The sequence below is a fragment of the Halopseudomonas formosensis genome, from assembly GCF_900115905.1.
In the GTDB taxonomy this organism is placed as follows: Bacteria; Pseudomonadota; Gammaproteobacteria; order Pseudomonadales; family Pseudomonadaceae; genus Halopseudomonas; species Halopseudomonas formosensis.
The window spans coordinates 298,755-322,614 of record NZ_FOYD01000002.1; the positions used below are offsets into that span (position 1 = coordinate 298,755).

At 61.9% G+C, this 23,860-nt stretch carries 33 protein-coding genes; 22 read left to right on the top strand and 11 right to left on the bottom strand.

Annotation, left to right across the window (positions count from 1 at the left end; genetic code table 11):
• Nucleotides 1–4: 4 nt before the first annotated feature.
• Nucleotides 5–232, bottom strand: coding sequence for a hypothetical protein (locus BM046_RS04450; protein WP_090537394.1), 228 nt, complete (start codon nt 230–232; stop codon nt 5–7).
• A gap of 101 nt (nt 233–333) precedes the next feature.
• Here BM046_RS04450 and BM046_RS04455 point away from each other — a divergent pair, with 101 nt between their 5' ends.
• The 18 genes from BM046_RS04455 (at nt 334) to BM046_RS04535 (ending at nt 8,592) form a co-directional block, all read left to right on the top strand.
• Nucleotides 334–969: a LexA family protein gene (locus tag BM046_RS04455; protein WP_090537397.1), complete on the top strand. Its 636-nt coding sequence runs from the start codon at nt 334–336 to the stop codon at nt 967–969.
• Between the two features lie 105 nt (nt 970–1,074).
• On the top strand, nt 1,075–1,263 hold the full coding sequence (locus BM046_RS16105) for a hypothetical protein (protein ID WP_143084150.1): 189 nt from the start codon (nt 1,075–1,077) through the stop codon (nt 1,261–1,263).
• Complete coding sequence (locus BM046_RS04460) at nt 1,260–1,550, top strand: hypothetical protein (protein WP_143084151.1); 291 nt, start codon at nt 1,260–1,262, stop codon at nt 1,548–1,550. The genes BM046_RS16105 and BM046_RS04460 overlap by 4 nt, the downstream gene beginning before the upstream one ends.
• A complete protein-coding gene (locus BM046_RS04465; RefSeq protein WP_090537401.1) occupies nt 1,547–1,795 on the top strand; it encodes a hypothetical protein in 249 nt (82 codons plus the stop codon). The genes BM046_RS04460 and BM046_RS04465 overlap by 4 nt, the downstream gene beginning before the upstream one ends.
• Nucleotides 1,788–2,225, top strand: coding sequence for a phage antirepressor KilAC domain-containing protein (locus BM046_RS04470; protein ID WP_177197785.1), 438 nt, complete (start codon nt 1,788–1,790; stop codon nt 2,223–2,225). Before BM046_RS04465 ends, BM046_RS04470 begins: the two co-directional genes overlap by 8 nt.
• Nucleotides 2,222–2,497 (top strand): pyocin activator PrtN family protein, encoded by a 276-nt coding sequence (locus BM046_RS04475; protein WP_090537405.1) that lies wholly within the window; start codon nt 2,222–2,224, stop codon nt 2,495–2,497. The genes BM046_RS04470 and BM046_RS04475 overlap by 4 nt, the downstream gene beginning before the upstream one ends.
• Nucleotides 2,498–2,513: 16 nt before the next feature.
• A complete protein-coding gene (locus tag BM046_RS04480) occupies nt 2,514–2,858 on the top strand; it encodes a hypothetical protein (RefSeq protein ID WP_090537407.1) in 345 nt (114 codons plus the stop codon).
• Nucleotides 2,859–2,892: 34 nt separating this feature from the next.
• A complete protein-coding gene (locus tag BM046_RS04485) occupies nt 2,893–3,720 on the top strand; it encodes a DUF2303 family protein (RefSeq protein WP_090537408.1) in 828 nt (275 codons plus the stop codon).
• Between the two features lie 80 nt (nt 3,721–3,800).
• Nucleotides 3,801–4,316 carry a hypothetical protein gene (locus BM046_RS04490; protein WP_090537412.1) on the top strand — a complete coding sequence of 172 codons (516 nt, stop codon included), beginning with the start codon at nt 3,801–3,803 and terminating at the stop codon, nt 4,314–4,316.
• On the top strand, nt 4,313–4,594 hold the full coding sequence (locus tag BM046_RS04495; protein WP_090537414.1) for a hypothetical protein: 282 nt from the start codon (nt 4,313–4,315) through the stop codon (nt 4,592–4,594). The genes BM046_RS04490 and BM046_RS04495 overlap by 4 nt, the downstream gene beginning before the upstream one ends.
• Nucleotides 4,594–4,944 (top strand): DUF6378 domain-containing protein, encoded by a 351-nt coding sequence (locus tag BM046_RS04500; RefSeq protein WP_090537416.1) that lies wholly within the window; start codon nt 4,594–4,596, stop codon nt 4,942–4,944. Before BM046_RS04495 ends, BM046_RS04500 begins: the two co-directional genes overlap by 1 nt.
• On the top strand, nt 4,941–5,789 hold the full coding sequence (locus tag BM046_RS04505) for a hypothetical protein (protein WP_090537417.1): 849 nt from the start codon (nt 4,941–4,943) through the stop codon (nt 5,787–5,789). Before BM046_RS04500 ends, BM046_RS04505 begins: the two co-directional genes overlap by 4 nt.
• On the top strand, nt 5,786–6,052 hold the full coding sequence (locus tag BM046_RS04510; RefSeq protein ID WP_090537420.1) for a hypothetical protein: 267 nt from the start codon (nt 5,786–5,788) through the stop codon (nt 6,050–6,052). Before BM046_RS04505 ends, BM046_RS04510 begins: the two co-directional genes overlap by 4 nt.
• On the top strand, nt 6,039–6,455 hold the full coding sequence (locus tag BM046_RS04515) for a hypothetical protein (RefSeq protein WP_143084152.1): 417 nt from the start codon (nt 6,039–6,041) through the stop codon (nt 6,453–6,455). Before BM046_RS04510 ends, BM046_RS04515 begins: the two co-directional genes overlap by 14 nt.
• Nucleotides 6,442–7,356 carry a DNA cytosine methyltransferase gene (locus tag BM046_RS04520; protein ID WP_090537425.1) on the top strand — a complete coding sequence of 305 codons (915 nt, stop codon included), beginning with the start codon at nt 6,442–6,444 and terminating at the stop codon, nt 7,354–7,356. The genes BM046_RS04515 and BM046_RS04520 overlap by 14 nt, the downstream gene beginning before the upstream one ends.
• 56 nt (nt 7,357–7,412) lie before the next feature.
• On the top strand, nt 7,413–7,847 hold the full coding sequence (locus BM046_RS04525; RefSeq protein ID WP_143084153.1) for a hypothetical protein: 435 nt from the start codon (nt 7,413–7,415) through the stop codon (nt 7,845–7,847).
• On the top strand, nt 7,844–8,317 hold the full coding sequence (locus BM046_RS04530) for a hypothetical protein (protein ID WP_143084154.1): 474 nt from the start codon (nt 7,844–7,846) through the stop codon (nt 8,315–8,317). Before BM046_RS04525 ends, BM046_RS04530 begins: the two co-directional genes overlap by 4 nt.
• Nucleotides 8,314–8,592 (top strand): pyocin activator PrtN family protein, encoded by a 279-nt coding sequence (locus BM046_RS04535; protein WP_090537430.1) that lies wholly within the window; start codon nt 8,314–8,316, stop codon nt 8,590–8,592. Before BM046_RS04530 ends, BM046_RS04535 begins: the two co-directional genes overlap by 4 nt.
• 8 nt (nt 8,593–8,600) lie before the next feature.
• Here the strand turns inward: BM046_RS04535 and BM046_RS04540 are convergent, their stop codons facing one another.
• Entirely contained in the window at nt 8,601–9,728 is a 1,128-nt protein-coding gene (locus BM046_RS04540; protein WP_090537431.1) for a site-specific integrase, read from the bottom strand.
• Between the two features lie 96 nt (nt 9,729–9,824).
• On the opposite strand from BM046_RS04540, the gene dusA reads away from it, so the two are divergent.
• Together dusA and tal are read left to right on the top strand one after the other, a co-directional pair.
• Complete coding sequence (dusA, locus tag BM046_RS04545; RefSeq protein WP_090537433.1) at nt 9,825–10,862, top strand: tRNA dihydrouridine(20/20a) synthase DusA; 1,038 nt, start codon at nt 9,825–9,827, stop codon at nt 10,860–10,862.
• Nucleotides 10,863–10,912: 50 nt separating this feature from the next.
• Entirely contained in the window at nt 10,913–11,875 is a 963-nt protein-coding gene (gene tal, locus BM046_RS04550; RefSeq protein ID WP_090537434.1) for a transaldolase, read from the top strand.
• Here tal and rssC read toward each other — a convergent pair.
• The 3 genes from rssC to BM046_RS04565 form a co-directional block, all read right to left on the bottom strand.
• The gene (gene rssC / locus BM046_RS04555) at nt 11,861–12,361 is read right to left on the bottom strand and encodes an anti-sigma factor antagonist RssC (protein WP_090537736.1); all 501 of its coding nucleotides are present in this window, start codon (nt 12,359–12,361) and stop codon (nt 11,861–11,863) included. The two genes, tal and rssC, sit on opposite strands and share 15 nt — an antisense overlap.
• Complete coding sequence (locus BM046_RS04560) at nt 12,361–13,557, bottom strand: PP2C family protein-serine/threonine phosphatase (protein WP_090537436.1); 1,197 nt, start codon at nt 13,555–13,557, stop codon at nt 12,361–12,363. The genes rssC and BM046_RS04560 overlap by 1 nt, the downstream gene beginning before the upstream one ends.
• 127 nt (nt 13,558–13,684) lie before the next feature.
• Nucleotides 13,685–14,401, bottom strand: a complete 717-nt coding sequence (locus tag BM046_RS04565) for an MlaA family lipoprotein (protein ID WP_235818575.1) — start codon at nt 14,399–14,401, stop codon at nt 13,685–13,687.
• Between the two features lie 193 nt (nt 14,402–14,594).
• Here BM046_RS04565 and BM046_RS04570 point away from each other — a divergent pair, with 193 nt between their 5' ends.
• The gene (locus tag BM046_RS04570) at nt 14,595–14,873 is read left to right on the top strand and encodes a DUF4404 family protein (protein ID WP_090537438.1); all 279 of its coding nucleotides are present in this window, start codon (nt 14,595–14,597) and stop codon (nt 14,871–14,873) included.
• A 7-nt stretch (nt 14,874–14,880) separates the two neighbouring features.
• On the opposite strand, the gene queF is transcribed toward BM046_RS04570, so the two are convergent.
• The 3 genes from queF to BM046_RS04585 all read right to left on the bottom strand — a co-directional run bounded on the left by queF (nt 14,881) and on the right by BM046_RS04585 (nt 17,494).
• Nucleotides 14,881–15,714, bottom strand: a complete 834-nt coding sequence (gene queF / locus BM046_RS04575; RefSeq protein ID WP_090537440.1) for an NADPH-dependent 7-cyano-7-deazaguanine reductase QueF — start codon at nt 15,712–15,714, stop codon at nt 14,881–14,883.
• Nucleotides 15,715–15,782: 68 nt separating this feature from the next.
• Nucleotides 15,783–16,559, bottom strand: coding sequence for an ABC transporter permease (locus BM046_RS04580; RefSeq protein ID WP_090537442.1), 777 nt, complete (start codon nt 16,557–16,559; stop codon nt 15,783–15,785).
• Nucleotides 16,556–17,494, bottom strand: a complete 939-nt coding sequence (locus tag BM046_RS04585; RefSeq protein ID WP_090537444.1) for an ABC transporter ATP-binding protein — start codon at nt 17,492–17,494, stop codon at nt 16,556–16,558. The genes BM046_RS04580 and BM046_RS04585 overlap by 4 nt, the downstream gene beginning before the upstream one ends.
• A 176-nt stretch (nt 17,495–17,670) precedes the next feature.
• Between BM046_RS04585 and BM046_RS04590 the strand changes: the two genes are divergently transcribed.
• On the top strand, nt 17,671–18,984 hold the full coding sequence (locus BM046_RS04590) for a spinster family MFS transporter (protein WP_090537446.1): 1,314 nt from the start codon (nt 17,671–17,673) through the stop codon (nt 18,982–18,984).
• A gap of 78 nt (nt 18,985–19,062) precedes the next feature.
• On the opposite strand, the gene BM046_RS04595 is transcribed toward BM046_RS04590, so the two are convergent.
• From BM046_RS04595 to BM046_RS04605, 3 genes are all read right to left on the bottom strand, one after another.
• Nucleotides 19,063–19,992, bottom strand: coding sequence for a ZIP family metal transporter (locus BM046_RS04595; RefSeq protein ID WP_090537449.1), 930 nt, complete (start codon nt 19,990–19,992; stop codon nt 19,063–19,065).
• Nucleotides 19,993–20,110: 118 nt separating this feature from the next.
• A complete protein-coding gene (locus tag BM046_RS04600; protein ID WP_407920430.1) occupies nt 20,111–21,487 on the bottom strand; it encodes a DUF1329 domain-containing protein in 1,377 nt (458 codons plus the stop codon).
• A 22-nt stretch (nt 21,488–21,509) separates the two neighbouring features.
• Nucleotides 21,510–23,381 carry a DUF1302 domain-containing protein gene (locus tag BM046_RS04605; protein WP_090537452.1) on the bottom strand — a complete coding sequence of 624 codons (1,872 nt, stop codon included), beginning with the start codon at nt 23,379–23,381 and terminating at the stop codon, nt 21,510–21,512.
• Nucleotides 23,382–23,860: the final 479 nt, after the last annotated feature.

Here is a 23,860-nt window from a genome sequence, read left to right on the forward strand (position 1 = left end):
ACTGTCAGGCGGCTTCCCTTGGGCAATCCACCAGACCGTAATGCTCTAACACCTCATGCAAGGTGACGTTGCCTCGGCTTTCGCTGGCGAGGCGCTTCATCAGCCTTACACTCGGATCTTTGGTGGCGCGAAGGATGTGCGTAGTCAGATAGTTGACCGTGGTGCTGCAGCGAGCTGCATAGGCTGCAAGCTCCTCCTCATCCAGCGCTTTGATGTAATCGCGCAATCTCATGTTCGCGTCCTCCTTTTCGGTAAAGATACCTGTCAGGTTGTTTTTACGCAATACCCGTCAGCTTATTTACCTGTGAGGTATTTTTACCCACACTTGAGCCCATGACCATTTACGACACGCGCTACAAGCACGTACGCCATCTGCTCGAACAAAAGGACTTGAAACTCAAGGACCTTGCCGAGCGCATAGGAAAATCACCTGGGCAGGTCTCCTCCTTCGCGGGCACCAATCCGACCAAGAAGATTGGCGATCAGATCGCGCGGGAGATCGAGCAGGCCTTCACACTCCCACGGGGCTACCTGGACTCACCCTTCCAGCACAACGTCAGCCCGGCAGGGGAGCTCGGACGGAAGTTGCCAGTGATAGGGAGTGTTATGGCTGGTTCGTTTTGCGAGGCCTTTGATGAATTCAACCCCGGCGATGCCGAGGAATGGATTGAGGCACCCGGCCCAGTGGGCCCAAACGCCTTCGTACTTCGTATTGAGGGAGTGAGCATGGAGCCTCGCTTCATGGAAGGAGACAAGGTAGTCATCGACCCAGCACTGGACGCCACCCCGGGCTCCTTCGTCGTAGCCAAGCGCATCAGCGACCAAGCCGTGACATTCAAACAGCTCCGCAGGGAGGGCGACGACTTTTACCTGTACGCGCTGAATGAGGCCTGGCCCGAGCGCGTTATAAAGCTGACAGAGGAGTGGCACATCTGCGGCCGCGCCAGGTGGAAGATATCTGACCTGTAAAACCACCCCGTAACACCACCCACAAAAACACCTGCGAGGTATTGCAAATACCTGACAGGTGGTCTAGATTGGCGTTGAACTCACCTACCACACAGGTTCAACGCCATGTCTGCACAACAATGTCGCATCTATCTGCACCCAGCTGCAGCCAGTAACCCCGCAGTGATTCGCGCCGTCATGGCCCGCACCGGGCTGACCGTCGTGATCGGCGGCAACCACAAGGCTGCCACCCTCCAACAGTCGCGCAGGCCTGCACCGGCCGACTTCGACCCGTTCGGCGGAGGTGCGGCATGAGACTCCAGTTGACCCAGCACGGCGTGCTGCTGCTCGCCACCCAGCTGCGCCTGGACGGGACCTTCGTGCATCAGCTCGTCCGCACCGGCACCGCCCTGCCCTGCCGAACGCTGGAAACCGTCCAGCTGTCCGTCGCCCAGGAACCGAAAGCGGTCAACCTGACACTGCGCCACCGCAGCAGCATGCACAGCATCAGCATCCCCCGCACAAGCCTGCGCGAAGTGATGCAGACCGCCCAGCAATGGATAGAAGGCGCCCTGAACGGGGAGCTGGAGGCGGCGGCATGAGCATCCAGTCCAGCACACAGATCGGCGGGCAGCAGGACGAGTTTGTCCAGGTGCTGGTGTCCGTGCTCAAGCGCCTGCGGCGCGCCACCGATGGCGGGTTCCGCGCCATGTACTACGGCATGGCGTTGGGGTACGTCAGTCTGGCGTTTCGCCTCGGCCTGATCGGCTGGGCTCAGTACGAGCGCCTGGCTGACCTGGCCATGAATGCAGCCGACTACGCCCAACGGGAGGCCCGCCATGCATAACCAGACCCTGGCCCAGGTGGCGCGCCGGCTGGGCACCGGTCGCAATCGGCTGATCAGCCAGCTCAAGGCCATGGGCGTGATCGACCATCAACGCCTGCCTGCGCAGCGGTATATCGACGCCGGATACTTCACTGTCGAGCTACGCCAGCACACCCGCAATCCGAGCTGGAATAATGGCAGGGGCCAGCTGTACAGCATGGCACTGGTCACTCCCGCCGGGGTGCGCTGGCTGAGCCAGCGCCTGGGCATAAGCGTCCGCGACATGGATCAGCCAGCGGCCACCGCGAGCCAGCTGAGCATCGCCGAGGGTGCCATCCGGCTGCTGCGCATGCACATTCAGACCCCCACCGCCGTGGACAGCGCCACCGCCCTGGCCGTGGCCGAGGAAGCGCTGCAGCTTCTGGAAGAGGCAAGGAGCAAAGCGGCATGAGCAAAGCCACAGAGACGGCCACCCTGCAGCAACTGCAACGCCGCTACACCCGCCCCTACGTGACCCTGGCGGAACTGCGGGCAGACCACCTGCCCCACATCCAGACGGACAAGCACCTGCTGCGGGAGGTCGCGGAGGGGCGCATCAAGATCAAGATCTCCCGGCTGCACCGGTCCAACCGCGCACCCCGGGTAGTCACCCTGCCGGACCTGGCTGCATGGCTCGACCAGCAGCTGGTGCCCGGTAATACCAACGCCGCGGATGCGGCATAACCCCAGGAGCTACCACATGAAAGCTACCGACCCCGGCGAATTCATCGCCAATCTCAACGCTGGCGTGTTCGCCAACCAGCTCGGCAAGGCCCTGAGCGCCGTCGCCGGTGCCGTGGTCGACCACGGCAAGAAAGGCCAGGTGAAAGTGACCTTCGATATCAGCCAGATCGGCGAGAGCCATCAGGTGAAGATCGCCCACAAGCTGGAGTTCACCGAGCCAACAAAGCGTGGCAGCCGGCGCGAGGACACCGCACTGGAGACGCCCATGTTCGTCACCGAGGACGGCCTCCAGCTGTTCGCCAACAACCCCACGGGGCAGCTGTTCAAGAAGGAAGACGCGCCGGTCACGCCGCGTACCTGACCCCACCACCCACCTGATCGAAAGGAATGAATACATGCTTACTGTTGACGCTTTGAACCAGATCACCGCGACCCATGCCGCCGCCGCTGGCCGCGAACTGAATACCCACACACCGGCGATTCTGCTGCCGGAACACTACGCCGTGCAGCAGCTGGAGAAGCTGCAGGAGTTCCGCTCCCGCTTTCGCGGCAGCATGACCACGACCAGCCTGCCGGACTTCTGTTCGCACGTGGAGCGCCGAGTGAAGAACAAAGGGCCTGATGATGTTGCCGATGGCTTCATTGACGCGGACACCATGAGCTGCAAGGTGTTTTTCAACCTGGGCGACGAGGGTGCGCCAGGCCACGCCGACGACACTGCCAGCCTCAAGCTGAAGCCCACAGCCGCGTTCGCCGCCGTGCGAGGTCTCGCTGGCCAACGCTTGAGCCAGAGCCAACTGGCGGAATGGATCGAGGACTGGGCGTCCTTCCTGCAGGTTGTCGGTACCCAGGGCGAAGACATCCCCGTGGGCGTGGCCGTTCAGAAGATCCGGACCATCACCGTGAAAGCCACCGCCGAGCGGACCAGCACTGAAAGCAACTTCAGCGCCGGGCGCAGCACCATGGATCAGATCGAGGCCGCACACGCTGAACAACAGCCTGCCGACCTGCTGTTCACCTGCAGCCCCTATGAAGGCCTGTCACCGCGCACCATTGTCCTGCGCCTGAGCATTATCACCGGCGAGAAGCCCACGCTCGTTGCGCGGTGGGTACAGCAAGAGGCCCAGGAGGAAGAGATCGCGCAGGAGTTCAAGGAGGTGCTGCGCGCCGATATCGGCGAAATCACCAACCTGACCCTGGGCAGCTTCAACCCGGGCAACTGATTCCAACAACACAGCCATGAAAGCCCGCCGCCGTTTCACCTACCACCCTTTTTCCGGCGGCGGGCAATAGGAGACATGCCATGACCTTCTACCACATCGTTGTCGCCGCGCTTGGGTGCTTTATCCTGCTGGTCGCCGCCAGCCTGCTGGGGCGCGAAGCGTACCGGCGCGGCCGGGCCCACGCACAGCCGATGCTCGACCAACTGCGCACTGACTACGCCTACGCCCTGGAGCAACAGGACGAACGCCACCGCGAGCAACTGGACGAGCAACGCGTCGATTACCAGCGCCAGTTCCGCCAGCTCAACAACCTGCTGCAGGAAACCCGCAGCACTGCCACCGCCGCCCAGGCCGAGTATGGTCGCCTGCATGACGAGCTGGCTGCCAAGCTGCAGGCCACCCAGGCCGCTGCCCTGTCCGCCACCGAGATCCAGCTGCTCGAGGACATGACCGCCAAGCTGCGCCTGGCCAGCCCCGTCCTGCATGCCCACCAGCAGTTTGCCGACGCCCGCATGACCAAGGAGCTGGCCGGCCGGGGTGAGGTCCTGCTCAGCCGCCTGCGCCCCCTCATCGCCACAGAGGAGGACGCAGCATGAATGTGAATACCCCCACCGCCGCCGACCTGACAGCCGAGATCAACCGCAGCCGCGACAGCATCCAGCGCCTTATCCACGCCCACCCCCGGGCAGAGCGCATCGCGCAGATGGACAACGGCATCAGCCCGCTGGAGATGACCGATGACTGCCGCCGCGCCGTGGCCACCATCCGCTACCACCAGGCGCGCATCGCCGAGCTGGAGGAGCAACTGGAGCTGATCGACGCCGCTGCTGCAGCTGCCGCTCACCGAGCAGCCTGTTTGAGGGAGATTGCGTGATGCGTGCACCCGATTTCCTGAAAGCCGGCCTGGGCCACATGCAGGACCGGGCCGTGACTTACGACAAGCCACAGGGCGAACGCAGCATGGGCATGACCGTCGCCCTGGCCAACGTGCTGCTGGCCGAGAAGCTGCGCGAGCCCCTCAGTGAGGAGGACGGCTGGAATTTCATGGAGCTGCTGAAGCTGGTCCGCTCCAAGCAGGGCGAATTCAAAGCCGACAACTACGAAGACCGGGCGGCCTATGCCGGGCTGGCGGGCGAAGCTGCGTTCGACGAGCGCGGGCCCAAGGCTGCCGACCAGGACTGCATCTTCATCGAGGCAGCGCCGCCTGCAGGAGGCCGGTCATGAAAGCCAGAACCGACCAAGCCCGCACCGTGATCATCGGCGAGGCCCGCTCGCCGGTGGGCGTAAGCCTGGGCCTTCGCCTGATCGGTGACGAAGAAGTGGCCGCCATCACGCTCACCCAGCACGACCAAGCTGTCATCCTACACTGCGCCGACCAGGCGCATGCTGCGCGGATAGCGGCGGCGATTCAGGGGCGGCAGCCGCTTGCAGCAGAGGCCCCCAGGGTAGAGGCGAAGGCGACATCGATGGCGGATTGCCAGTTGGTGCCATTCCCGCCAACCCCGGAAATGGTCAGCGCCGCAGCAGAAGCATACATGCCCTTTGGCGACATGGAGCTGGCGTTGCGGATGGCGATACTGGCCGCGCCTGCTGTGCAGGGGGAGCCGGTAGGCGAGGTGCGCTTTGAGCTTGGCGCGCCATCTTCCATATTCGCAGAGCTGTACAGCAAGAGCCTTCCCGTTCTTGCTCCGGGTACCAAGCTGTACGCTGCCCCGCAGCCCGCAGAACAGCAGCCCTTCGAATGGCCGAGGCTGGACAGGCCTGCAAAGGTGGGGGCGGGACGTTTTGGCAAGGGCGTTTCCTCCCGTCTGGTGATCGAGGCGGCACAGCGGCAGTACGAATACGACGTGACGCCGGAGAAGGAAGCCGAGCGCATAGCGAAATTCGCTGACTTCCGGAAGGAGGTGCTGCAACCGGTGCTGGCCGCAGCCGGGCTGGTGGAGGCGCTGGAGGCAATCGTTTCCCACCACGACGAATATTTCGGGGACAGTTCCGCAGAATCCAAAATGCCTTGGATAGAGCAAGCCCGCTCCGCCTTGGCCACCTACCGCAAAGGGGGGGCAGAATGATCGACATTATCCATTCGACCACCCACGTAGCTGGCGGCCTGCTGCTAATTGCATTCGGTATGCTGGCAGCGGCGGGGGCCATAGTGCTGGCCGGCGCGCTGCTTTTTGAGGCCTGCAAATACTTCATTAAGCGCGGGATTATCGAAACCTACAACGTCGCGTCTGTCCGCTATTACATGGCCGTGATGGTCCAGCTGGGGCGGACCGGACTGCTCAAGCACGTTGAAGATGCGCGCAGGGAGCCCAGCCATGACAACCAATAAGCCCGAGGTGGTGGCATGGATCTGGGACTATCGTGGCCGACATATGGCCACCACAGATTACAGCCAAGCGCTTGAATTGGCGGAGCCGCCCTATCCCACTGAGGTCGAGCCCCTCATCCGCCTCGCCGACTACCAAAGGTTGCAAGCTGATCACGAAAGGTTGCAAGCCGAGTGCGAGAAGCTGCGCAAGGATGCGGCCACAGAGCGGCAAATCCAACGGGCAGCCCAGCACTTACCGGAGGGCTGGAGGATTACCGTCGAGGTCGAAAAAGATGCCGGCTGGATTGATGCTTTCAACCCGGATGGCAGCAGGATTGAGATTGATTGGATCGGGAGCCTGGCCGAACAGATTGAACAGGCCATCGACACCGCCATGCAGGAGGCCGCCCATGAAAGCCATTGATCTGTTCGCCGGCGCGGGCGGGTTTTCCACCGGCGCGGCGATGGCTGGGTGCGAGGTGGTATGGGCAGCAAACCACTGGCCCGAGGCGGTGCGCTGGCATGCAGCCAATCACCCGGACGCCGAGCATGTTTGCCAGGATCTGCACCAGGCCCGCTGGGAGGACGTCCCTGCCCATGACCTCATGCTGGCCAGCCCCTGCTGTCAGGGGCACAGCAAGGCCCGGGGCAAGGCGCACGGTAACCCGCAGCATGATGCCAGCCGCTCAACCGCCTGGGCGGTCGTGTCCGCTGCGGAGTACCACCGGCCGGAGCTGATTGTCGTGGAGAACGTGCCGGAGTTTCTGGACTGGCAGCTCTACCGCCCGTGGGAGCTGGCCATGAATGCGCTGGGCTATTCGGTGGCCCCGCACATCATTGATGCTGCCGACCACGGCGCACCGCAGAACCGGGTGCGCATGTTTCTGGTGCTGGCCAAATCCCGGGCGCCACTGCGGCTGAACCTGCAGGCGCTGCAGCACATCCCGGCCCGCTCCTTCATCGATCTGGACAGCGGCAACTGGACCCGCATCGACAAGCCCGGCAGAGCCAGGAACACACTGCGCCGCATCGAAGCGGGCCGGAAGGAGCATGGCGACACGTTCCTGATCAGCTACTACGGCAACACCATGACCGGCCGCAGTCTGGACAGGCCCATCGGCACCATCACCACCCGCGACCGGTGGGCAATCGTCCATGGCGACAGCATGCGCATGCTCACCCGGTTCGAGTGCCGGGATGCGATGAGCTTCCCCGCCGACTACCAGCTGCCGGACAACCACCGCCTGGCCGTTCACCTCATGGGCAACGCCGTATGCCCGGTGCCGGTGTCGCGGCTGATCCGGGAATTGAAGGAGGCCGCATGATCGACCGAAGCCACTACGCCGTCACATCCGTCCGCCGGCCGGAGCGCCTCGCCGAGATGCAGGCAGAGATTGATGCCGCCGTGGAGGCCTACCTGCAGGCAGGCGGCACCATCACCCAGCTGGACAACAAAGGCAAGCCGGTGGAGCACCTCAGCTGGAGAGAGGAAGCCAGGCGAACCAAGGCCGCTGGGCTGTCGCACACCGTAGTCCGGGGCTACCTGGTACTCCGCGAGAAGACGCCACCAAGGCCGGAGGCGGCAAGGGCCGCACGGCAACGGACTATCAAGACCGCCACCGAGGCACGCAGCCGGATCAACGCCGAGCGCCGAGCGAAGCTCGCCCCGCAGGTGCGCATCCTGGCCGAGTGCCGCTGGACCATCACCCAGATCGCGGACCACCTTGAGGTCGCACCGGGCACCGTCCGGCGCATCGCCCGGGAACACGGGATTGAACTGGCTGGCCAGCGACAGGCTGAGGCAGGTGCACGATGAGTAGAAAACGCAAACACAGCATCCATAAGCGGCGGCAGCGGATGACCAGCATCCTGCTGAAGCACGTTGCCATAGTGCATCACAGCGCCCTGGGCAGCGGAGAGGTGCGTTCAACCGATATCCGCTGGGAGCGCGTGGTACGACTCGATGAGTACTCCGCCACCGCGATCACCCGGCTGCGGCACTACTGGGCTGTACTGTGCTGCGTGATGACCGATGACAAGGCCATGCACATCAACCGGGTCACCGTAAGCGCCCCACTGCTGCAGGCAGAACTGGTCGACACCCTGAACGAGCAACACGAGCAGCTGCTGGCCGAGGTGAAGATCCTCATCGCGCTCGAGGGCAAGGGAGTCCAGGTGCACAGCTATGGCTGGATCGCCATGCCGGTGCAGCAGGATCTGGAAGACGAGAAAGCCGAGCGACTGTTTGCAGCAGCGCTCAAGACCTTGAGGAGGGAGGCAGCATGAATACGCTGTTTCTGTTGATGGCCCAGTACAACGGGCTGGCCATCGTGCCGGTGGAAAAGGTGTGCGAAGACTACTTCCAGCACCTAGCGCCCGAGGCGTTGCTGCGGAAGGCGGCGCTGGGAGAAATCGACATACCCATCACGCGCATGGAGGGCAGCCAGAAATCCGCACGGGGCGTTCACCTGCAGGACTTGGCTACCTACCTGGATGCACAAAGGAAAAAGGCCCTGGACGAGAACGACAAGCTCCATGGCCGGTTCAAGAAGGCGAGCTGAGCAACTGCTCAGCCGCCTTTCACTCTCCCGCCAAGCTCAACCGGCGCATCCACAATCACCTGCACCCAGTCCCATCCTTGATACCGGTCCACGTTCTGCTTCAGGTGCGTATAACGCCGCAGCGAGTTCCAATCCCGGTGGCCGGACACGCTGGCCACCCGCGGGATATCCCAGCCCATCTCAAACAATCGACTGACGCCCTCATGCCGAAGATCGTGAAAACGGAGATCCTCGATTCCCAGGAATTTGCAGGCCCTGGTCCAGGCCGCGCTGATGGATGACGAGTTGTAAGGGAAGATCTCATCGCATCCCCGCGGCATGGATTGCAGGATTGCCCACGCCTCATCCGGGAGGTGACACCAGACGTTGTTGCCGATTTTCTGGCCGGGGTTTTTCATATCCCGGACCATAACCCGTCGGTGTTCCTCATCCAGATCTGCCCAGCGAATACGGGTGATCTCATCCTGGCGCCGCGTAGAGAAAAGCGCAAAGCCAATAACCTTGAGCATGTTGATAGATGAAGGCCGACGCTGCTGCATCTCCTGAAAGTGCTCCAGCAGCTTTTCCAATTCATCCAGCTCCGGGCGTCGATCGCGCTCCCGGGACTTGCTGTGCAGGCCCATGCGGCGCAACACTCGGCGCGCATCGGCCATAGCATGCGGGTCCACATCATAGCCCCAAGCCGGCCGGGCGACAGCCATAACGGCGCCGAGGTGTGACAGGTCGTTGCCTATAGTCTGCGGCATCACCCCGCCGCCCTCCTCGCTCGCCCGCCAGCCAGCGTACTCAACCAGCTTTTGACTGGTCAGGTCAGCATCCATCACATCACCCAGCCAGGACTCAGCGATTGCACGAAGGGTCGCCCGCTTGGTTTTGCCCAGCGGGCGCACCTTCTCAAATTGCTCCAGGTACTGGTCAATCATCTGCCTGAGCGTTGCCCCTGCCCGCGCAGCGCGCTCCAGAGCACCCGGTTCTGCCAGCTCGGTCTCGCGCTTCTTCATCCAGGCCTTGGCGGCCGGTTTCCGATCAAAGGTCTGGCTTTCCTGATAAACTCTCACGCCATTACGCATGATCCGGATCTGGGCCGTGTGGCTTACAGACCCGTCCTTTTTTTTCCTGCTCGTGATCGTCCCCATGACTTTGCTACATTCCGTTTTCCGTTTGCTACATTGTAGCAACGACACGGCAAAAATGATTGCAAACGGGCAGAAACGGCAGCAAATGAGACACGCATGACAACGCCAGAAACAAGCGCAAAGCCAGTAACCACCCGCCTCGGCCCGTCCCGTCGCTTCTGCGTGGCGCCGATGATGGACTGGACCGACCGTCACTACCGCTACTTTGCCCGGCTGATCAGTCGGCACACACTGCTGTATACCGAGATGGTGACCACGGGTGCGGTATTGCACGGTGACCGTGCGCGCTTTCTGGGTTACCACTCCGCCGAGCAACCCCTGGCGCTGCAACTGGGTGGCAGCGATGCAAGCGAGCTTGCCCAGTGTGCCCGGCTGGCCGAACAGGCCGGCTACGCCGAGGTGAATCTCAATGTCGGCTGTCCCAGCGACCGGGTTCAGAACAACCTGATCGGCGCCTGCCTGATGGGGCACCCGGAGCTGGTGGTGGACGGGGTGAAGGCCATGCTCGATGCCTGCAGCATCCCGGTGACCGTGAAGCACCGCATCGGCATCAATGGCCGCGACAGTTATGAGCAGCTGGTGGATTTCGTCGGCCGGGTTCATGAGGCCGGATGCGAGACCTTCATAGTGCATGCACGGATCGCCATTCTGGAGGGCCTGTCACCCAAGGAGAACCGGGAGATTCCCCCGTTGCGCTACGAGGTGGTGCATCAGTTGAAGCGTGACTTCCCGCAGCTGGAGGTCATTCTCAACGGCGGGCTGACCGATCTCGACGCCATGCAGCAACACCTGCCCGAGCTCGATGGTGTGATGGTCGGCCGCGAGGCCTATCACAATCCCTACCTGCTGGCGGATGTGGACCGCCGTTTCTACGGCGACAAGACCCCGGTCCGCAGCCGAATCGAGGTACTGCAGGCCCTGCGCCCCTACATCGCCAGCCACATCGAGGCCGGGGGCAGCATGCATCATGTCACGCGGCATATCCTGGGGCTGTTCCAGGGGCTGCCCGGTGCACGACATTTCCGCCGCCAACTGAGCACCGAGGTGCACCGCACCGAGCAGCCGCTGGCGCTCTACGATCAGCTTCTCGAGGATATGGCCGCACGTCTGGCAGTGCGGGATTGCTCCCTGTAACAGGCTTGGGGTAAGGTCGGAAGCTCATTCCTTTCCTGCCTCGGACCACCATGACAAGTACACCAAGCAAGCTGGACAGTCTCCGGCAACACACGCTGATTGTTGCCGATACCGGCGATATCGACGCCATTCGCACCCTGCAACCGGTGGATGCCACCACCAACCCCTCCCTGCTGCTCAAGGCGGCGCAACAACCCGAGTATGTCCATCTGCTGGACCAGGCGCTGGAACAGGCGTCGGGCAGCTATCAGCAGATCGAGGAAGCCTGTGACCACTTCGCCGTCGCCGTGGGCCGGGAAATAGCCCAGCTGGTTCCCGGTCGCGTCTCCACCGAGGTGGATGCCCGCCTGTCCTTCGATCGCCAGGCCACCCTGGACAAGGCACAACGTCTGATCGAGCTCTACGAGGCCGCCGGTGTGACTCGGGACCGGGTGCTGATCAAGATCGCCGCCACCTGGGAGGGCATCCAGGCCGCAGCCGAGCTGGAGCGCCGAGGTATCCAGTGCAACCTGACTTTGCTGTTTTCCTTCGCCCAGGCCCAGGCCTGTGCCGATGCGGGGGTGTTCCTGATCTCGCCCTTTGTCGGTCGCATTTACGACTGGTACAAGGCGCAGGAGGGTCGTGACTACCAGGGCGCGGAGGACCCGGGCGTGCAATCGGTGTCACGCATCTTCCGCTATTACAAGCAGCACATGTACGCGACCGTGGTGATGGGCGCGAGCTTCCGCAATCTCGGTCAGATCGAGGCGCTGTGCGGTTGCGATCGTCTGACCATCAGCCCCGCCCTGCTCCAGCAACTGGCCGCCGAGCCGGGGCCTCTGGCGCCCGCTGCGCAGCTGAGCGCGCAATGCGATGACAGTCGTCAGGTACTGGATGAGGCCGCGTTCCGCTGGGCGCACAACGAGGACGCCATGGCTACCGAGAAACTGGCCGAGGGCATCCGGGCCTTCGCGGTGGATCAGCGCCGCCTCGAACAACTGCTCAAGGAGCGGGCTGGTTCAGCAGTCGTCTGATTCGGTATCGCCTTCGAGGCTGGTCACCAGATCGACAAAGGCGTTGCGGTTATGCTCGTTGAGGTCCATCAGCAGACGATGGGCCTCCAGCACGCGGGCGCGGACCTGCTCCTCGGACAGCGTCTGGGGTGGCAGATCCTGAAGCTCGGCATCGGTGGGGGTGGTTTCGGCCACTATGTTGAATATCTGCTCGAAACCCATGCTCTGCAGCAGGCGAAGCATGTCCTGCTGGGTGGACACCAGGGTGGGCAGCAGGCCGACCCTTTCCCGGGACAGGATCGACAGCTTGGCCAGTAACCCCAGGGAGGTACTGTCTATGTTATCGGTCTCGGTCAGATCGATGACAATCGACTTGAAATGCAGTGCACTGACGATCTTCTCGATGTAGGCATCCAGCGCGGCACACAGGGTCAGGCGCACGTCACCAAGAAACTTGAGTACGAAAGTACCATCGGATTCGGCAAACTGAATCCTGCCAGTGGTCATCATTCCGGGTTCCTGCTCAACAGCAAAACTGAGATATCGTCCGGCATCACCTTCGCCTCTGCCATGCCCAACAGTCCCATGAGTCTGGAGAGGTCACCGCCAGCCTGCTCCACCAGCAGCGGCAGATTGTCTTCCTTCTCCTTCAGGGTAGTCCCTGCCACACAATCCAGCACGCCATCGGAACAGAGCGTCAGGGAGAAGCGACTCGGCAGCGGTATCTCGTGGTTCTCGTATTCCGCGTCGTCGAACAGACCGACCGGACGTCCTTTTCCCTGGAGATAGCGGGCCTTGCCATCAGCCACCAGAATGGGCAGGGGCAGATGCCCGCCGATGCTGTAGGTCAGGGTCTGGCGCTGCTCGTCGATGACGCCACCGAGCATGGTGACGTGCTTGCCCAGCCGGCAACTGATCAGACTGCGGTTGATGTGATCCATCACGTCCGAGGGCCGGAAAGCGATGGGGCCCTGCTCCTGCACCTTGCGCTGCTCGTACAGCAGGCGGGTGGTCATGAACTTCAGCAGAACGGTCACGAAGGCGGAGGAGGCCCCATGCCCGGATACGTCCGCCAGATAGAAGCCCAGCTGGGTATCGGATATGCGGAAGTAGTCGACGAAGTCACCGGACAGGTAGAGAGAGGGGATGATGCGGTGCTCGAACAGAAACTCGCCGCTGGACCAGGGGGTCGCCGGGAGCATGTTCAGCTGGACCTGGCGCCCTGCGGCCTGGTCATCGCGAAGCTCTCGCAGGTGGTTCTCCAGCTCCAGGTTGGCCTGTTCCAGGCGTTCGCGGATGCGCTGGTTCTCGTTACGCAGGCGTGCGCGATCAAGCGAGCGGCGAACCGCGTGCTCGAGCACCTCGAGGTCATCCTGGGGGCGTATCAGATAGTCACTGGCGCCCTGACGCAGGGCCTGCACCACTTCGCTCATCACCCCGTTGGCGGATATCACTATGGCGGGCGTTTCCGGCCCCTGTTCGCCAATGCGGGTCAGCAGGTCGATGCCGCTCATGCAGGCATCCTCGATCTGCAGGTCGCAGAGCACCAGTGCCGGGCGCTGACGCGCCATCAGCGCGAGCCCATCCCGTGCGGTGCTGGCCTGCAACACCTCAAAGCCGCACTGTTCAAGATGAATCGCTATGCTGTGACGAACCTTGTCGTCGTCATCGATAACCAGCAAAGTAGTGCCGGGACGCTGCATATATTCCCTACGTCTCTACCGCAAGCCTGGCTGAGCTCGTCGGCCACAGGGGTTTATCAGAAGTCAGGACGGCCTGACTTTGCCAAGGGGCAGACATTACTCCCATCCGCCCCGGCAGGCAACCTGCCTAGAAGTCATCCTCGACCAGCCCGTCCCTGACCTTGAACTCGCGGTTCTGCAACCAGGCATTGCGGATGAAACGGTACTTGTCCCCACGAATCAGACGTTCCTGGGACAGCAATCCGGCCCGGGTATCCACCACATCCACGCCGGTTGCGGTGTTGCGGCTGGGCACATGATCCATCTGACTGCGGTAGCTGTAGCCAGCCAGGCCGTCCGCCGCCCGTCCGCCGGCATCGCGAACCGTACTGGGGCCGAAGAACGGCAGCATGACAAAGGGGCCGCTGTCCACGCCCCAGGCACCGAGCGTCTGACCGAAGTCCTCGTCGTTGCGCTGCAGCCCCATGCGGGTGGCGACATCGAAGACGCCGACCACGCCAATGGTGGTGTTGAGCAGGAAGCGCGCCGTATCGATACCCGCATCGCGCATCTTGCCCTGCAGAAGGTTGTTGACCAGGTTTTTCGGCTCGCCCAGGTTGTTGAAGACGTTGGTCACGCCATCATTCAGAAACTGCGGCATGACCTTGTCGTAGCCCCTGGCGACGGGCCTGAGCGCATAGGTGTCCAGGGTGTCATTGAAACGGAAGACCGCACGGTTGACCGGCTCCCAGGGGTCCGGGTTGTACAGCTCCTCTGCATCATAGTCGTCTTCGACTGCCGCCACCGAGGTGGCCATGGACAGTGCGAGCATCCCGGTCAGCAGACCGCTGGCGGTGGCGTGCAGTAATCTCATTGTTCAACACTCTCTGATTATGGGAGGCGGTCTGGACACCGCTGGCCGCCAGTATAAAGCAAATCCTGCCCCGCAGAAGGGGCCTGCCCATTGTCAGGGAAGCAATTGCCGCAGACAAGCCACCGGCACTGCAGGCCCCGGGGAAGGTCTATAGTGTATTCACAGGTATCAGAAGGAGCAGTACATGCCGGAACAACAGTTACGCGCCCAGTTGGAGGCTTTGCAGCAGACGCTGGACGACCCGGAGTTCGATCTGTCTGCCGAGGAACGTCGGTCTCTGGAGGAGCTGGCCAACAATCTGGAGGCCCGCCTGCTGGTCAGCGAGGCCAACGAGGAGAGTGTGGCCGATCCGAGTCTGGCCGACGGCATCAATCTGTTGGTGGAGGATTTCGCCGAACGCTACCCCACCCTCTCCGCCACCCTGCGCAACGTGGTGCAGACCCTGTCGAACATGGGTATCTGAGACGCGGCTATTGCCGCGCAAGCCGCAGATTGTCGGGCATGCCCGGCTGGGTGGAACGCCACGGGTTGATGTCCAGCCCGCCACGACGCAGGTAGCGTGCATGGACGCTCAGCTCGCAACCCTCACCGAGCAGCCGCTGCAGGTCCAGAAAGATCCGCTCCACGCACTGCTCGTGGAAGTCGCGGTGCTGACGGAAGGAAACCAGGTACCGCAGCAGGCTGGCCCGGTCGATCGCCGGGCCGCTGTAACTGATCATTACGCTGGCCCAGTCGGGCTGCCCGGTGACCGGGCAGTTGGATTTGAGCAGGTTGCTGTTGAGGGTCTCGCGCACCTGGCGCGCGCCCGGCAGCAGCCGCAGGAGGCCGGGATCATATTCGTAACTGCTGATCCGCACATCCATGTCATCCAGACATTCCCCCGGCAGTCGGGCAATGCCCAGCTGCTGGATCCGATGGGTGTCCTGCACCCGCACCAATACCGGCGCCTGGGCTGTCACACTGAGGTCGGACTCCAGAGTGCGCAGCACTTCGGCCCGATCGCTGAACACGGTCTGGTTGAAGGAATTCAGATACAGCTTGAAGGATTTGGACTCGACGATCCGCGAGCTCGGGGTCAATGGAAACACGAACTCCACCACCGCCACTTCCGGCTTGCCCGAGGGAGTCAGCCAGGACACCTCATAGCTGTTCCAGACATCGGCACCATGGAACGGCAGACGCTGCGGGTCCAGCCCCAGTCCTTCCCAGATCGGCTGACGCGGGATCGGGTATAGAAGAGAGGGGGTGTAGATTCCACTGTATTCGCTGGTCTTGCCGAGCGGCGACTGTTCTGCCGGATGCATCTGCGGGTCTCCTTCCTGTGAGCCCGCAAGCATACCCGTCCCCTGCCCCGAGGCCAACCGCGGGGGCGTCAGTTCCGCAGGCCGACGCCGCGTACCAGCAAGCGATAGCTGAACAGGTACAGGCCCACCACGAATACCGCCATCAGCCCCAGGGCGATCCCGATATTGATGTCCGATACCCCCAGAATCCCGAAGCGGAAGGCGTTGACCATATGCAGGATAGGGTTGATCAGTGACACGCCCTGCCAGAAGTCGGGCAGCAGATTGATCGAATAGAACACCCCACCCAGGTAGGTCAGCGGTGTCAGCACGAAGGTCGGGACGATGGAGATGTCATCGAAACTGCGGGCGTACACCGCATTGATGAAGCCGCCCAGGGAAAACACCAGCGACGTGAGGAAGACCACCCCTATGGTCAGGGCAATGTGCTGCACCTGCAGACGGGTGAAGAACAGCGACATCAGGGTCACTATCAGTCCCACCGCCAATCCGCGAGCGACGCCTCCGAGGGTATAACCCAGAAGAATCACGTGGGGTGAAACCGGCGCGACCATCAGCTCCTCGATGGAACGCTGGAACTTGGTGCTGAAGAAGCTCGATACCACGTTGGAGTAGCTGTTGGTGATCACCGCCATCATGATCAGACCAGGCACTATGTAATCGATGTAGGCGAAACCGCCCATGTCGCCGATGCGGTTGCCGATCAGATTGCCGAAGATCACGAAATACAGCGCCATGGTGATACCCGGCGGCAGCAGCGTCTGCGCCCAGATCCGGGTGAAGCGACGGATTTCCTTGATCAGTATGGTGCAGAATGCTACCCAGCTGTGCCGCCAGTAATTCATGCGCGTACCGCCTCCTTCTCCGAATTGCCTTCCACCAGTCGAAGGAACAGCTCCTCCAGGCGGTTGCTCTTGTTGCGCAGGCTGAGCACCTCGACGCCGCGGGCTGACAGCTCGGCAAACAGCCGGGTCATGCCCTGCTCCCGGTCGACCTGGACCTCCAGGGTATGCTCGTCTATCAGTTCGCAGGGGTAGCCCTCAAGCTGGGGAGCACCGGCCAGAGCCTCCTTGCAGTCGAGCAGGAAGGTCTCCACCTGCAGCATCTTCAGCAGCGAACGCATGCTGGTGTTATGGATGATCTGACCCTTGTCGATGATGGCGATATTGCGGCACAGCTGTTCCGCCTCCTCCAGATAGTGAGTGGTCAGAATGATGGTCACGCCCTGGGCGTTGATCTCTTCCAGAAACTGCCACATGGAACGGCGGATCTCGATATCCACACCGGCGGTGGGCTCGTCCAGGATCAGCAGGCGAGGTTCGTGGATCAGTGCCCGGGCAATCATCAGCCGGCGCTTCATGCCCCCCGACAGCATGCGCGAGGGCACATCGCGCTTGTCCCACAGGCTCAGACGGCGCAGATAGTGTTCGGCGCGCTCCCTGGCCTCGGAGGCAGGAATGCCATAGAACCCGGCCTGGGTGACGAGGATGTCCAGGCACTTCTCGAACTGGCTGAAGTTGAACTCCTGGGGCACCACCCCGATGCAGCGCTTTGCGGCCATCAGGTCGGTGTCCAGATCATGCCCGAAGATACTGACCTGACCTTCGCTCTTGGTGACCAGCGAGGACAGGATGCCGATGGTAGTGGACTTGCCGGCCCCGTTGGGGCCCAGCAGCGCGAAGAAGTCGCCCTGCTCCACGTCCAGATCCAGCCCCCTCAGGGCCTGCATGCCGTTGGGATAGGTTTTCCTCAGCCCGCGAATTGTGATTGCTGCCGTCATGCCATGCCTATACACGATTGATCAACCTTGGGATATGGGGGCGAACCCCCCGGTTTCAAGCCGCCGGAGCAATTACAAATCCACTACAAATGTGACCCGCCAGTCGATTGTGGTCGAGGTTGGCCATACGTATGCTTCGGGCTGACAAGAATAACCAGAGTATACGGAGACTCTCCATGTCGCATCTGCCTGATACATCGGCATCTGCCCGCGACGACTTTGCCAGTCGCATCACGCCACGCTACCGGCGTTGGGCCCTGTTCCTGCTGGTACTGGCCTACACATCCAGCCACGTTGACCGCAATATCGTGGGCATTCTGATAGAACCGCTGAAGGCGGATCTTCTGCTGTCCGACACCCAGCTGGGCTTCCTGTCGGGAATTGCCTTCGCCCTGTTCTACGCGACTCTGGGTATTCCGATTGCCGTCTGGGCCGACCGTTCCAACCGTCGCAACATCATCGCCTGGGCCATTGCCACCTGGAGTCTGATGACCGCCCTCTGCGGCATGGCGCAGAACTTCTGGCAGCTGGCGATCGCCCGGGTCGGCGTGGGTATCGGTGAAGCCGGTTCCAGCCCGCCTTCCCATTCGATGATTTCCGATCTCTATCCCAAGGAAGAACGCTCCAGCGCCATGGCGCTCTACGCCCTGGGCGTGTACTTCGGCATCATGATCGGCTTTCTGGTCGGCGGTTTCGTCGCCGATGCCTGGGGCTGGCGTGCCGCTTTCTTCATCGTAGGTATTCCCGGCCTGCTGATCGCCCTGCTGGTGCGCTTCACCATGATAGAGCCGCCGCGCGGATTCGCGGACGGCGTGGCTCCGCCACCCAAGGGCAAGATCAATATCCGCGCCGGCATGGCCGTACTCTGGCGAGTGCGCACTACCCGTCACGTGGTGATCGGCGTGACCCTGACCGCACTGGTCGGCTATGGCACCATCGTCTGGAACCCGGCATTCCTCATGCGCAGCCACGGCCTGAGCCCCACCCAGGTTGGCGTACTGCTGGGGCCGCTGCTGGGCGTTGTAGGCGGTCTGGGTGCCTGGATCGGCGGCATCCTCGCCGACCGACTGGCGGCGAAGAACCAGAGCTGGAATGCCTGGATTGTCGGCCTGGCCAAGATCCTGGCGATCCCCTTCATCATCGCCTTCTACACCATCGATAATACCTATCTGGCCCTGGCTGCCTATATCCCGGCGGTCTTCCTCGGTGCCTTCTATCTCGGGCCGAGCTTCGCCATGATCCAGAGCCTGACGCCCCTGCGCAGTCGTGCCCTGGCGTCGGCGGTGATGTTGCTGGTTCTGAACCTGTTCGGTCTGGGCTTCGGCCCACAGCTGATCGGCCTGACCAGTGACCTGATCGGCGGCCTGTATGGCATGGAAAGTCTGCGCTATGCGCTGATTGCCGCTGCCCTGGTGAATATCTGGGCCTGCTGGCACTATTATCTGGCCGGCCGCACCATCAAGCAGGATACGGCCAACATGGAACCCTGAGGTACCCGGCGGGGCAGCACCGTCTGCCCCGCCGACCGCTCCGCTCTCCCTTCCCTTCTGCCGTTTCTCCCTTCCGTCCTAGCCCAGCGCCGTATCCAGGAACATCATCACCGCAAACCCGAGCATCAGACCTATGGTGGCGGGTGTCTGATGGCCGTTGCGGTGGGTCTCGGGAATGACCTCATGGGATACCACGAAGATCATCGCCCCGGCGGCCAGCCCCATGCTGACCGGGTAGGCGATGGCAAAGGCACTGGACATGCCGACGCCAATCAGAGCGCCCAGGGGCTCCATGAACCCCGACAGCGCGGCAACCAGCACCGCCCTGCCGTGGGTCAGGCCTGTCGCCCGCAGTGCCAGGGCCACGGCCAGTCCCTCGGGAATATCCTGGATGGAAATGGCGGTCGCCAGGGGCACACCGACATGCATGTCGCCGGCGGAAAACCCCACGCCTATGGCCATGCCCTCGGGAATGTTGTGCAGAGTGATGGCCAGCACGAAGAGCCAGACCCGGTTGATACGCGCAAATACCGGCCCATGGGCGCCGCTGACTTCATGCTCATGGGGAATGAAACGGTCCAGCCCCAGCATCAGCACCACGCCCAGCCCCAGCCCGAGCACTACGGTGGCGGCACCCGCCATGCTGTTGCCGAAGATGGCCTCCCCTGCCTCCACGCCTGGCAGGATCAGGGAGAAGGCGCTGGCGGCGAGCATCATGCCGGCGGCAAAACCCAGCATGCTGTCCTGTCGGACACCCGAGATATCCCGGAAGACCAGCGCCAGGCAGGCCCCTGCGGTGGTGGCAAGAAACCCCGCCGAGCCGCCCAGCAGGGCGTAACGCATGTTCAGCACGTTTTCCTGACTGATCGCAGTCAGGGTACTCAGCACGACCGCGAGCAGGATCAGCAGCAGGGAGCCGGCAAGCCCGGCAAAGATGAAGGGACTGCGCTGAGCCTGAGTGATCCAGGCGGTGCGCAGCTCTACGGCGAGTGATGTTTGCTTGGTCATGACCACTTCCTGTCCGGACTCATGGAAAGTCTAACAGATGGACACAAAAAACCCCGGCCGAGGCCGGGGTTTTCATGGGCTTCGGAATGCTCATGCGAGCATCCCGGACGGTCGCCGATCAGCGCACGCCTGCCGCCCGCAGCGCTGCCGGTGTGAACTGATTGTAGGTCGGCGGAGTACCACCGTACTGCGGAGCAGAGGCTTCTTCGGTATACATGCCCAGAGCGATGTAGCGGCCTGCCAGCAGGTCGTACAGGGTCTCCAGGGTGTAGCCCGGGATCTTCTGCTTGTAGTTGAAGGCCAGGTGACCTTCGCCCACACGCCACAGGGTGCCACGGCCGTCGTAGTGATCAGCCAGGCCGATCATCCAGGAGTCCTCGTCCACGAAGAAGTTACGCTGAGCGTAGATGTGGCGCTGACCCTGCTTGACATCACCCTGTACTTCCCACACGCGATGCAGCTCGAAGCGGGTGTGTTCCGGGTTGACGTGACCGGCTTTCAGTACGTCGGCGTACTTCAGGCCCGGCTCGGACAGCTGACCGGCGTTGTAGGGCAGGAAGACTTCCTTCTTGCCGACCAGTTTCCAGTCGTAACGGTCCGGAGCACCGTTGTACATGGAGAAGTTGTCGGAGGTGCGCATGCCGTCGGAGGCAGTACCCGGACCGTCATAGGCCACCTGAGGAGCGCGGCGTACACGACGCTGACCGGCGTTGTATACCCACGCCATGCGCGGTTCCTTCAGCTGGTCGAGGGTATCGTGTACCAGCAGAACGTTACCCGCCAGACGGGCCGGGGCGTTCACCCGCTGTTTGAAGAACAGCAGGTTGTTGGGCATGGTGGACGGATCGATATCGGGCATCAGGTTCGGATAGCCGACTTCCTCTTCCATCTTGATCAGGGTGTAGGAACCGTTGGTCTGCGGCATGGCCTGCATGTACCAGCGATGCACGTTCAGACGGTAGCGGGTCATGTGGTTCCAGATCACCTCACCGCCGGTCTTCGGAATCGGGAAGATGAAGGAGGAACCCGGCTCGACGTTCTCCACGCCGTCGCCACCATTGACCAGCTTGGCCTGACCGGCGGTACGCTTGACCTGGTCATACACGCTCTGCGGGAAGCCCACGGTACGGTGGGACTTGTACACCGGCATGCGGAAGGTTTCCGGATAGCGTTCGAACAGGGCGATCTGACCGGGGGTCAGGTTCTCGCGATACTGCTGGTAGTTCTGCGCAGTGATCACGAATTCCGGCTGCTCGTTCTTGAACGGGTTTTCCAGGAAGTTGTTGGCCAGGCTCTGACCGGCATCTTCGCTCAGACCACCGGTCCACTCGGGAATGGTGCCGGCTGCGTTACCGGCCTTCTCAGCACCGATCGGAGTCAGGGTGGTGCCCAGCTGGTTGATTTCGGACTGGGACAGGCTCTGCGCCGCAACAGCGCTGGCCACCAGGCTCAGGGCCAGACCGCAGGCACCGATGAATGTTTTCTGCATTTGCATATTATTTTCTCCAAAAACCGGCTTAGAAGCTTACGCCGAAGCTGACAGCGGCGAAGTCGCGATCAACCAGGGTGTTGTACTTGCCATCAAAGAAGTTGGTGTAGCTGATGCTGGCGTTGTACTTGTTGGCGTAGTCGGCATTCAGACCAATGCTGACCGACTTGGCGTTTTCGTTGAAGTTGGGGCTGTAACCCTCAACGTCATGGGACCAGGCGATGTTCGGGCTCAGGTTGATACCGGCGATCACGTTGCTGTAATCCAGGGACGCACGCAGGCGATAGCCCCAGGAGAAGTCGGTGAAGTAGCCGTTGTCTTCGCACCAGCTGGCAGCGTGGGGCGAACGGTCAGCAGCAGTACCCTGGAAGTGCGAGCATTCGCCCACAGGCTGGCCGTCACCGGGCTGCCACGGGCTCTGACCGAACAGGGAGTCGCGACCGAACTTGGGTCCGCTGTTGCTCATGCCACCGATGTAGTTGGCGCCTACTTCACCGATCAGCGACAGACGGCTGGCGCCCATTACGCGATCGATGAAATGGACGGCACTCAGCGACGCCTGCCAGAATTCCTTACGCTCATAGCCCTGGATATAGTCACCCGGGTTGAGGTTGGTCAGACCGCGGTGAGTGTTGTCCTGCCCGGTACCGGGGACGCCGACACCGGCCCCCATCAGAGCGGTACGACTCATGTCACCGGTATTGATCTGCAGCGGCATGTTCGGACGGTAGCTGAGCTCACCAGCAACAGACATGCCACCGATGTCGGTGCCGAAGCTGATGCCATACAGACGAATATCCTCAGGGTGCTCGAAGAAGTAGCCCGCACCTCCCCAGCCTCCGTCATATCCTTGTATAGGACGCATCAGTGCATCGCGCTGCGCTTCAGTAATGCGGCCCTGCTGATGAGCACCAATAGGACCTGCGACTCGGCCAGCAACGTTGGAGTAAAGCGGATTACGACTATGGTAATTCATCGCATAGAAGCCGAACTCGGTGTTGTTCAGCTCCGGTACGAACCAGCGGAAGGCTACACCAAACTGGCCGCTGTCACTGGCTTCCTTGTCCTTGCGGGTACGGGCGATGTAAGTCAGCTGCTGCTGCTCGCCATGGGGCATGTCCGCGCCGTTGAATACCAGACGGTCGTTACAGCCACGGGCGGCAACGTCGGTGGTGGAGAAGAAGGTGCCGCAGTTGTCCGCCACGGTGCCATGCCACTTGAGCTGGTAGAAGGCTTCCATGCTCAGGTTTTCGGTCAGGCCCTGGGACAGGTAGAGCATCTCGACCGGCAGCAGACCTTCCTTCAGCTCTGCGCCCGGACGGCGGAAAGCGGAGGCGTCGATCGGGTTGATGGAGTTGATGCCGTTCTGGATGAATACACCTTCACCCCAGCTGACTACCTGACGACCCAGACGGACGTTACCGGGATTCTGGCCGATGAAATAGTTGTGATAGATGAAAGCGTCCAGCAGCTGAATACCGGCGCCCTTCTGCAGCGGGTTACGGCCGGAGTCGCTGATGTCATAGAAGCGCTGGCTGCCGTCCTTGGTCTCGAAGTCGTACCAGTAGTTGCCACGGATGAACGCGCCGGAGTTACCGTAGCGCATTTCCAGATCGTGGGAACCCTTGAAGATCTTGGAGAACACATCGCCTTTCTTGTAGTTCAGACGTCCGTCGTCCGAAGTACGCGCGGCGGCTTCACCGCCCATGTCGCGATGCCAGTACAACCGCTTGTCCCGCCCCGCGGTGGACATGCTCGCACCGATCGACAGCTGCGAGTCCAGTTGCGCTTCGATTTCCCCGATATTGAAGTTAACTGCGTTTGCAGAACCTGAGAAACTGGCCAGTCCGATAGCCAAGGGCAAGGCCGCGAGCGACCAAGCATGCATTTTTTTTGTCATTGTGTTGCTCCGTTTGGGTGACATGAACCTGTGTATCAATCGACACGTTCAGGACACTGCCGAGTCTGTCATGAGCGCCGGCAAAACAACCTGCCCCTAACGGCCAATTCACTTGTCCCGCACGGCCATTCACCGGAGAAATAAGGCTTATAAATACAATGAAGCCAATATGCCATCCCGCACGAAAATCCCCCTTCGCCCAGATTGCATGCCGTGGAGATGTCTGCTAAAACAGCCCTGCCTTGGGCCTTTGTAACAGCCGTGCGGCCTGGTGCCGATCTTTTCTGTCTTCCCCAGTTGACCATCCCCCAAAGGGGTCAGGCCGGTGATTCCGGGAAGACGGGAATAACGCCGAATTTTGCACAGCGAAACATCATTTTACAGTTCCTGGCGCAGCTCTGCGCCCACCCGAGATGACTCCAGAGACAGAACGAGCTTCTGTCACCACAGAGTAATGGGAGCTCTATGCTGGGAAGCAG

Coding starts and splice junctions, on each gene's coding strand:
- BM046_RS04450 (WP_090537394.1), bottom strand. CDS start 232: ATGAGATTGCGCGATTACATCAAAGCGCTGGATGAGGAGGAGCTTGCA.
- BM046_RS04455 (WP_090537397.1), top strand. CDS start 334: ATGACCATTTACGACACGCGCTACAAGCACGTACGCCATCTGCTCGAA.
- BM046_RS16105 (WP_143084150.1), top strand. CDS start 1,075: ATGTCTGCACAACAATGTCGCATCTATCTGCACCCAGCTGCAGCCAGT.
- BM046_RS04460 (WP_143084151.1), top strand. CDS start 1,260: ATGAGACTCCAGTTGACCCAGCACGGCGTGCTGCTGCTCGCCACCCAG.
- BM046_RS04465 (WP_090537401.1), top strand. CDS start 1,547: ATGAGCATCCAGTCCAGCACACAGATCGGCGGGCAGCAGGACGAGTTT.
- BM046_RS04470 (WP_177197785.1), top strand. CDS start 1,788: ATGCATAACCAGACCCTGGCCCAGGTGGCGCGCCGGCTGGGCACCGGT.
- BM046_RS04475 (WP_090537405.1), top strand. CDS start 2,222: ATGAGCAAAGCCACAGAGACGGCCACCCTGCAGCAACTGCAACGCCGC.
- BM046_RS04480 (WP_090537407.1), top strand. CDS start 2,514: ATGAAAGCTACCGACCCCGGCGAATTCATCGCCAATCTCAACGCTGGC.
- BM046_RS04485 (WP_090537408.1), top strand. CDS start 2,893: ATGCTTACTGTTGACGCTTTGAACCAGATCACCGCGACCCATGCCGCC.
- BM046_RS04490 (WP_090537412.1), top strand. CDS start 3,801: ATGACCTTCTACCACATCGTTGTCGCCGCGCTTGGGTGCTTTATCCTG.
- BM046_RS04495 (WP_090537414.1), top strand. CDS start 4,313: ATGAATGTGAATACCCCCACCGCCGCCGACCTGACAGCCGAGATCAAC.
- BM046_RS04500 (WP_090537416.1), top strand. CDS start 4,594: ATGCGTGCACCCGATTTCCTGAAAGCCGGCCTGGGCCACATGCAGGAC.
- BM046_RS04505 (WP_090537417.1), top strand. CDS start 4,941: ATGAAAGCCAGAACCGACCAAGCCCGCACCGTGATCATCGGCGAGGCC.
- BM046_RS04510 (WP_090537420.1), top strand. CDS start 5,786: ATGATCGACATTATCCATTCGACCACCCACGTAGCTGGCGGCCTGCTG.
- BM046_RS04515 (WP_143084152.1), top strand. CDS start 6,039: ATGACAACCAATAAGCCCGAGGTGGTGGCATGGATCTGGGACTATCGT.
- BM046_RS04520 (WP_090537425.1), top strand. CDS start 6,442: ATGAAAGCCATTGATCTGTTCGCCGGCGCGGGCGGGTTTTCCACCGGC.
- BM046_RS04525 (WP_143084153.1), top strand. CDS start 7,413: ATGCAGGCAGAGATTGATGCCGCCGTGGAGGCCTACCTGCAGGCAGGC.
- BM046_RS04530 (WP_143084154.1), top strand. CDS start 7,844: ATGAGTAGAAAACGCAAACACAGCATCCATAAGCGGCGGCAGCGGATG.
- BM046_RS04535 (WP_090537430.1), top strand. CDS start 8,314: ATGAATACGCTGTTTCTGTTGATGGCCCAGTACAACGGGCTGGCCATC.
- BM046_RS04540 (WP_090537431.1), bottom strand. CDS start 9,728: ATGGGGACGATCACGAGCAGGAAAAAAAAGGACGGGTCTGTAAGCCAC.
- dusA (WP_090537433.1), top strand. CDS start 9,825: ATGACAACGCCAGAAACAAGCGCAAAGCCAGTAACCACCCGCCTCGGC.
- tal (WP_090537434.1), top strand. CDS start 10,913: ATGACAAGTACACCAAGCAAGCTGGACAGTCTCCGGCAACACACGCTG.
- rssC (WP_090537736.1), bottom strand. CDS start 12,361: ATGACCACTGGCAGGATTCAGTTTGCCGAATCCGATGGTACTTTCGTA.
- BM046_RS04560 (WP_090537436.1), bottom strand. CDS start 13,557: ATGCAGCGTCCCGGCACTACTTTGCTGGTTATCGATGACGACGACAAG.
- BM046_RS04570 (WP_090537438.1), top strand. CDS start 14,595: ATGCCGGAACAACAGTTACGCGCCCAGTTGGAGGCTTTGCAGCAGACG.
- queF (WP_090537440.1), bottom strand. CDS start 15,714: ATGCATCCGGCAGAACAGTCGCCGCTCGGCAAGACCAGCGAATACAGT.
- BM046_RS04580 (WP_090537442.1), bottom strand. CDS start 16,559: ATGAATTACTGGCGGCACAGCTGGGTAGCATTCTGCACCATACTGATC.
- BM046_RS04585 (WP_090537444.1), bottom strand. CDS start 17,494: ATGACGGCAGCAATCACAATTCGCGGGCTGAGGAAAACCTATCCCAAC.
- BM046_RS04590 (WP_090537446.1), top strand. CDS start 17,671: ATGTCGCATCTGCCTGATACATCGGCATCTGCCCGCGACGACTTTGCC.
- BM046_RS04595 (WP_090537449.1), bottom strand. CDS start 19,992: ATGACCAAGCAAACATCACTCGCCGTAGAGCTGCGCACCGCCTGGATC.
- BM046_RS04600 (WP_407920430.1), bottom strand. CDS start 21,487: ATGCAAATGCAGAAAACATTCATCGGTGCCTGCGGTCTGGCCCTGAGC.
- BM046_RS04605 (WP_090537452.1), bottom strand. CDS start 23,381: ATGACAAAAAAAATGCATGCTTGGTCGCTCGCGGCCTTGCCCTTGGCT.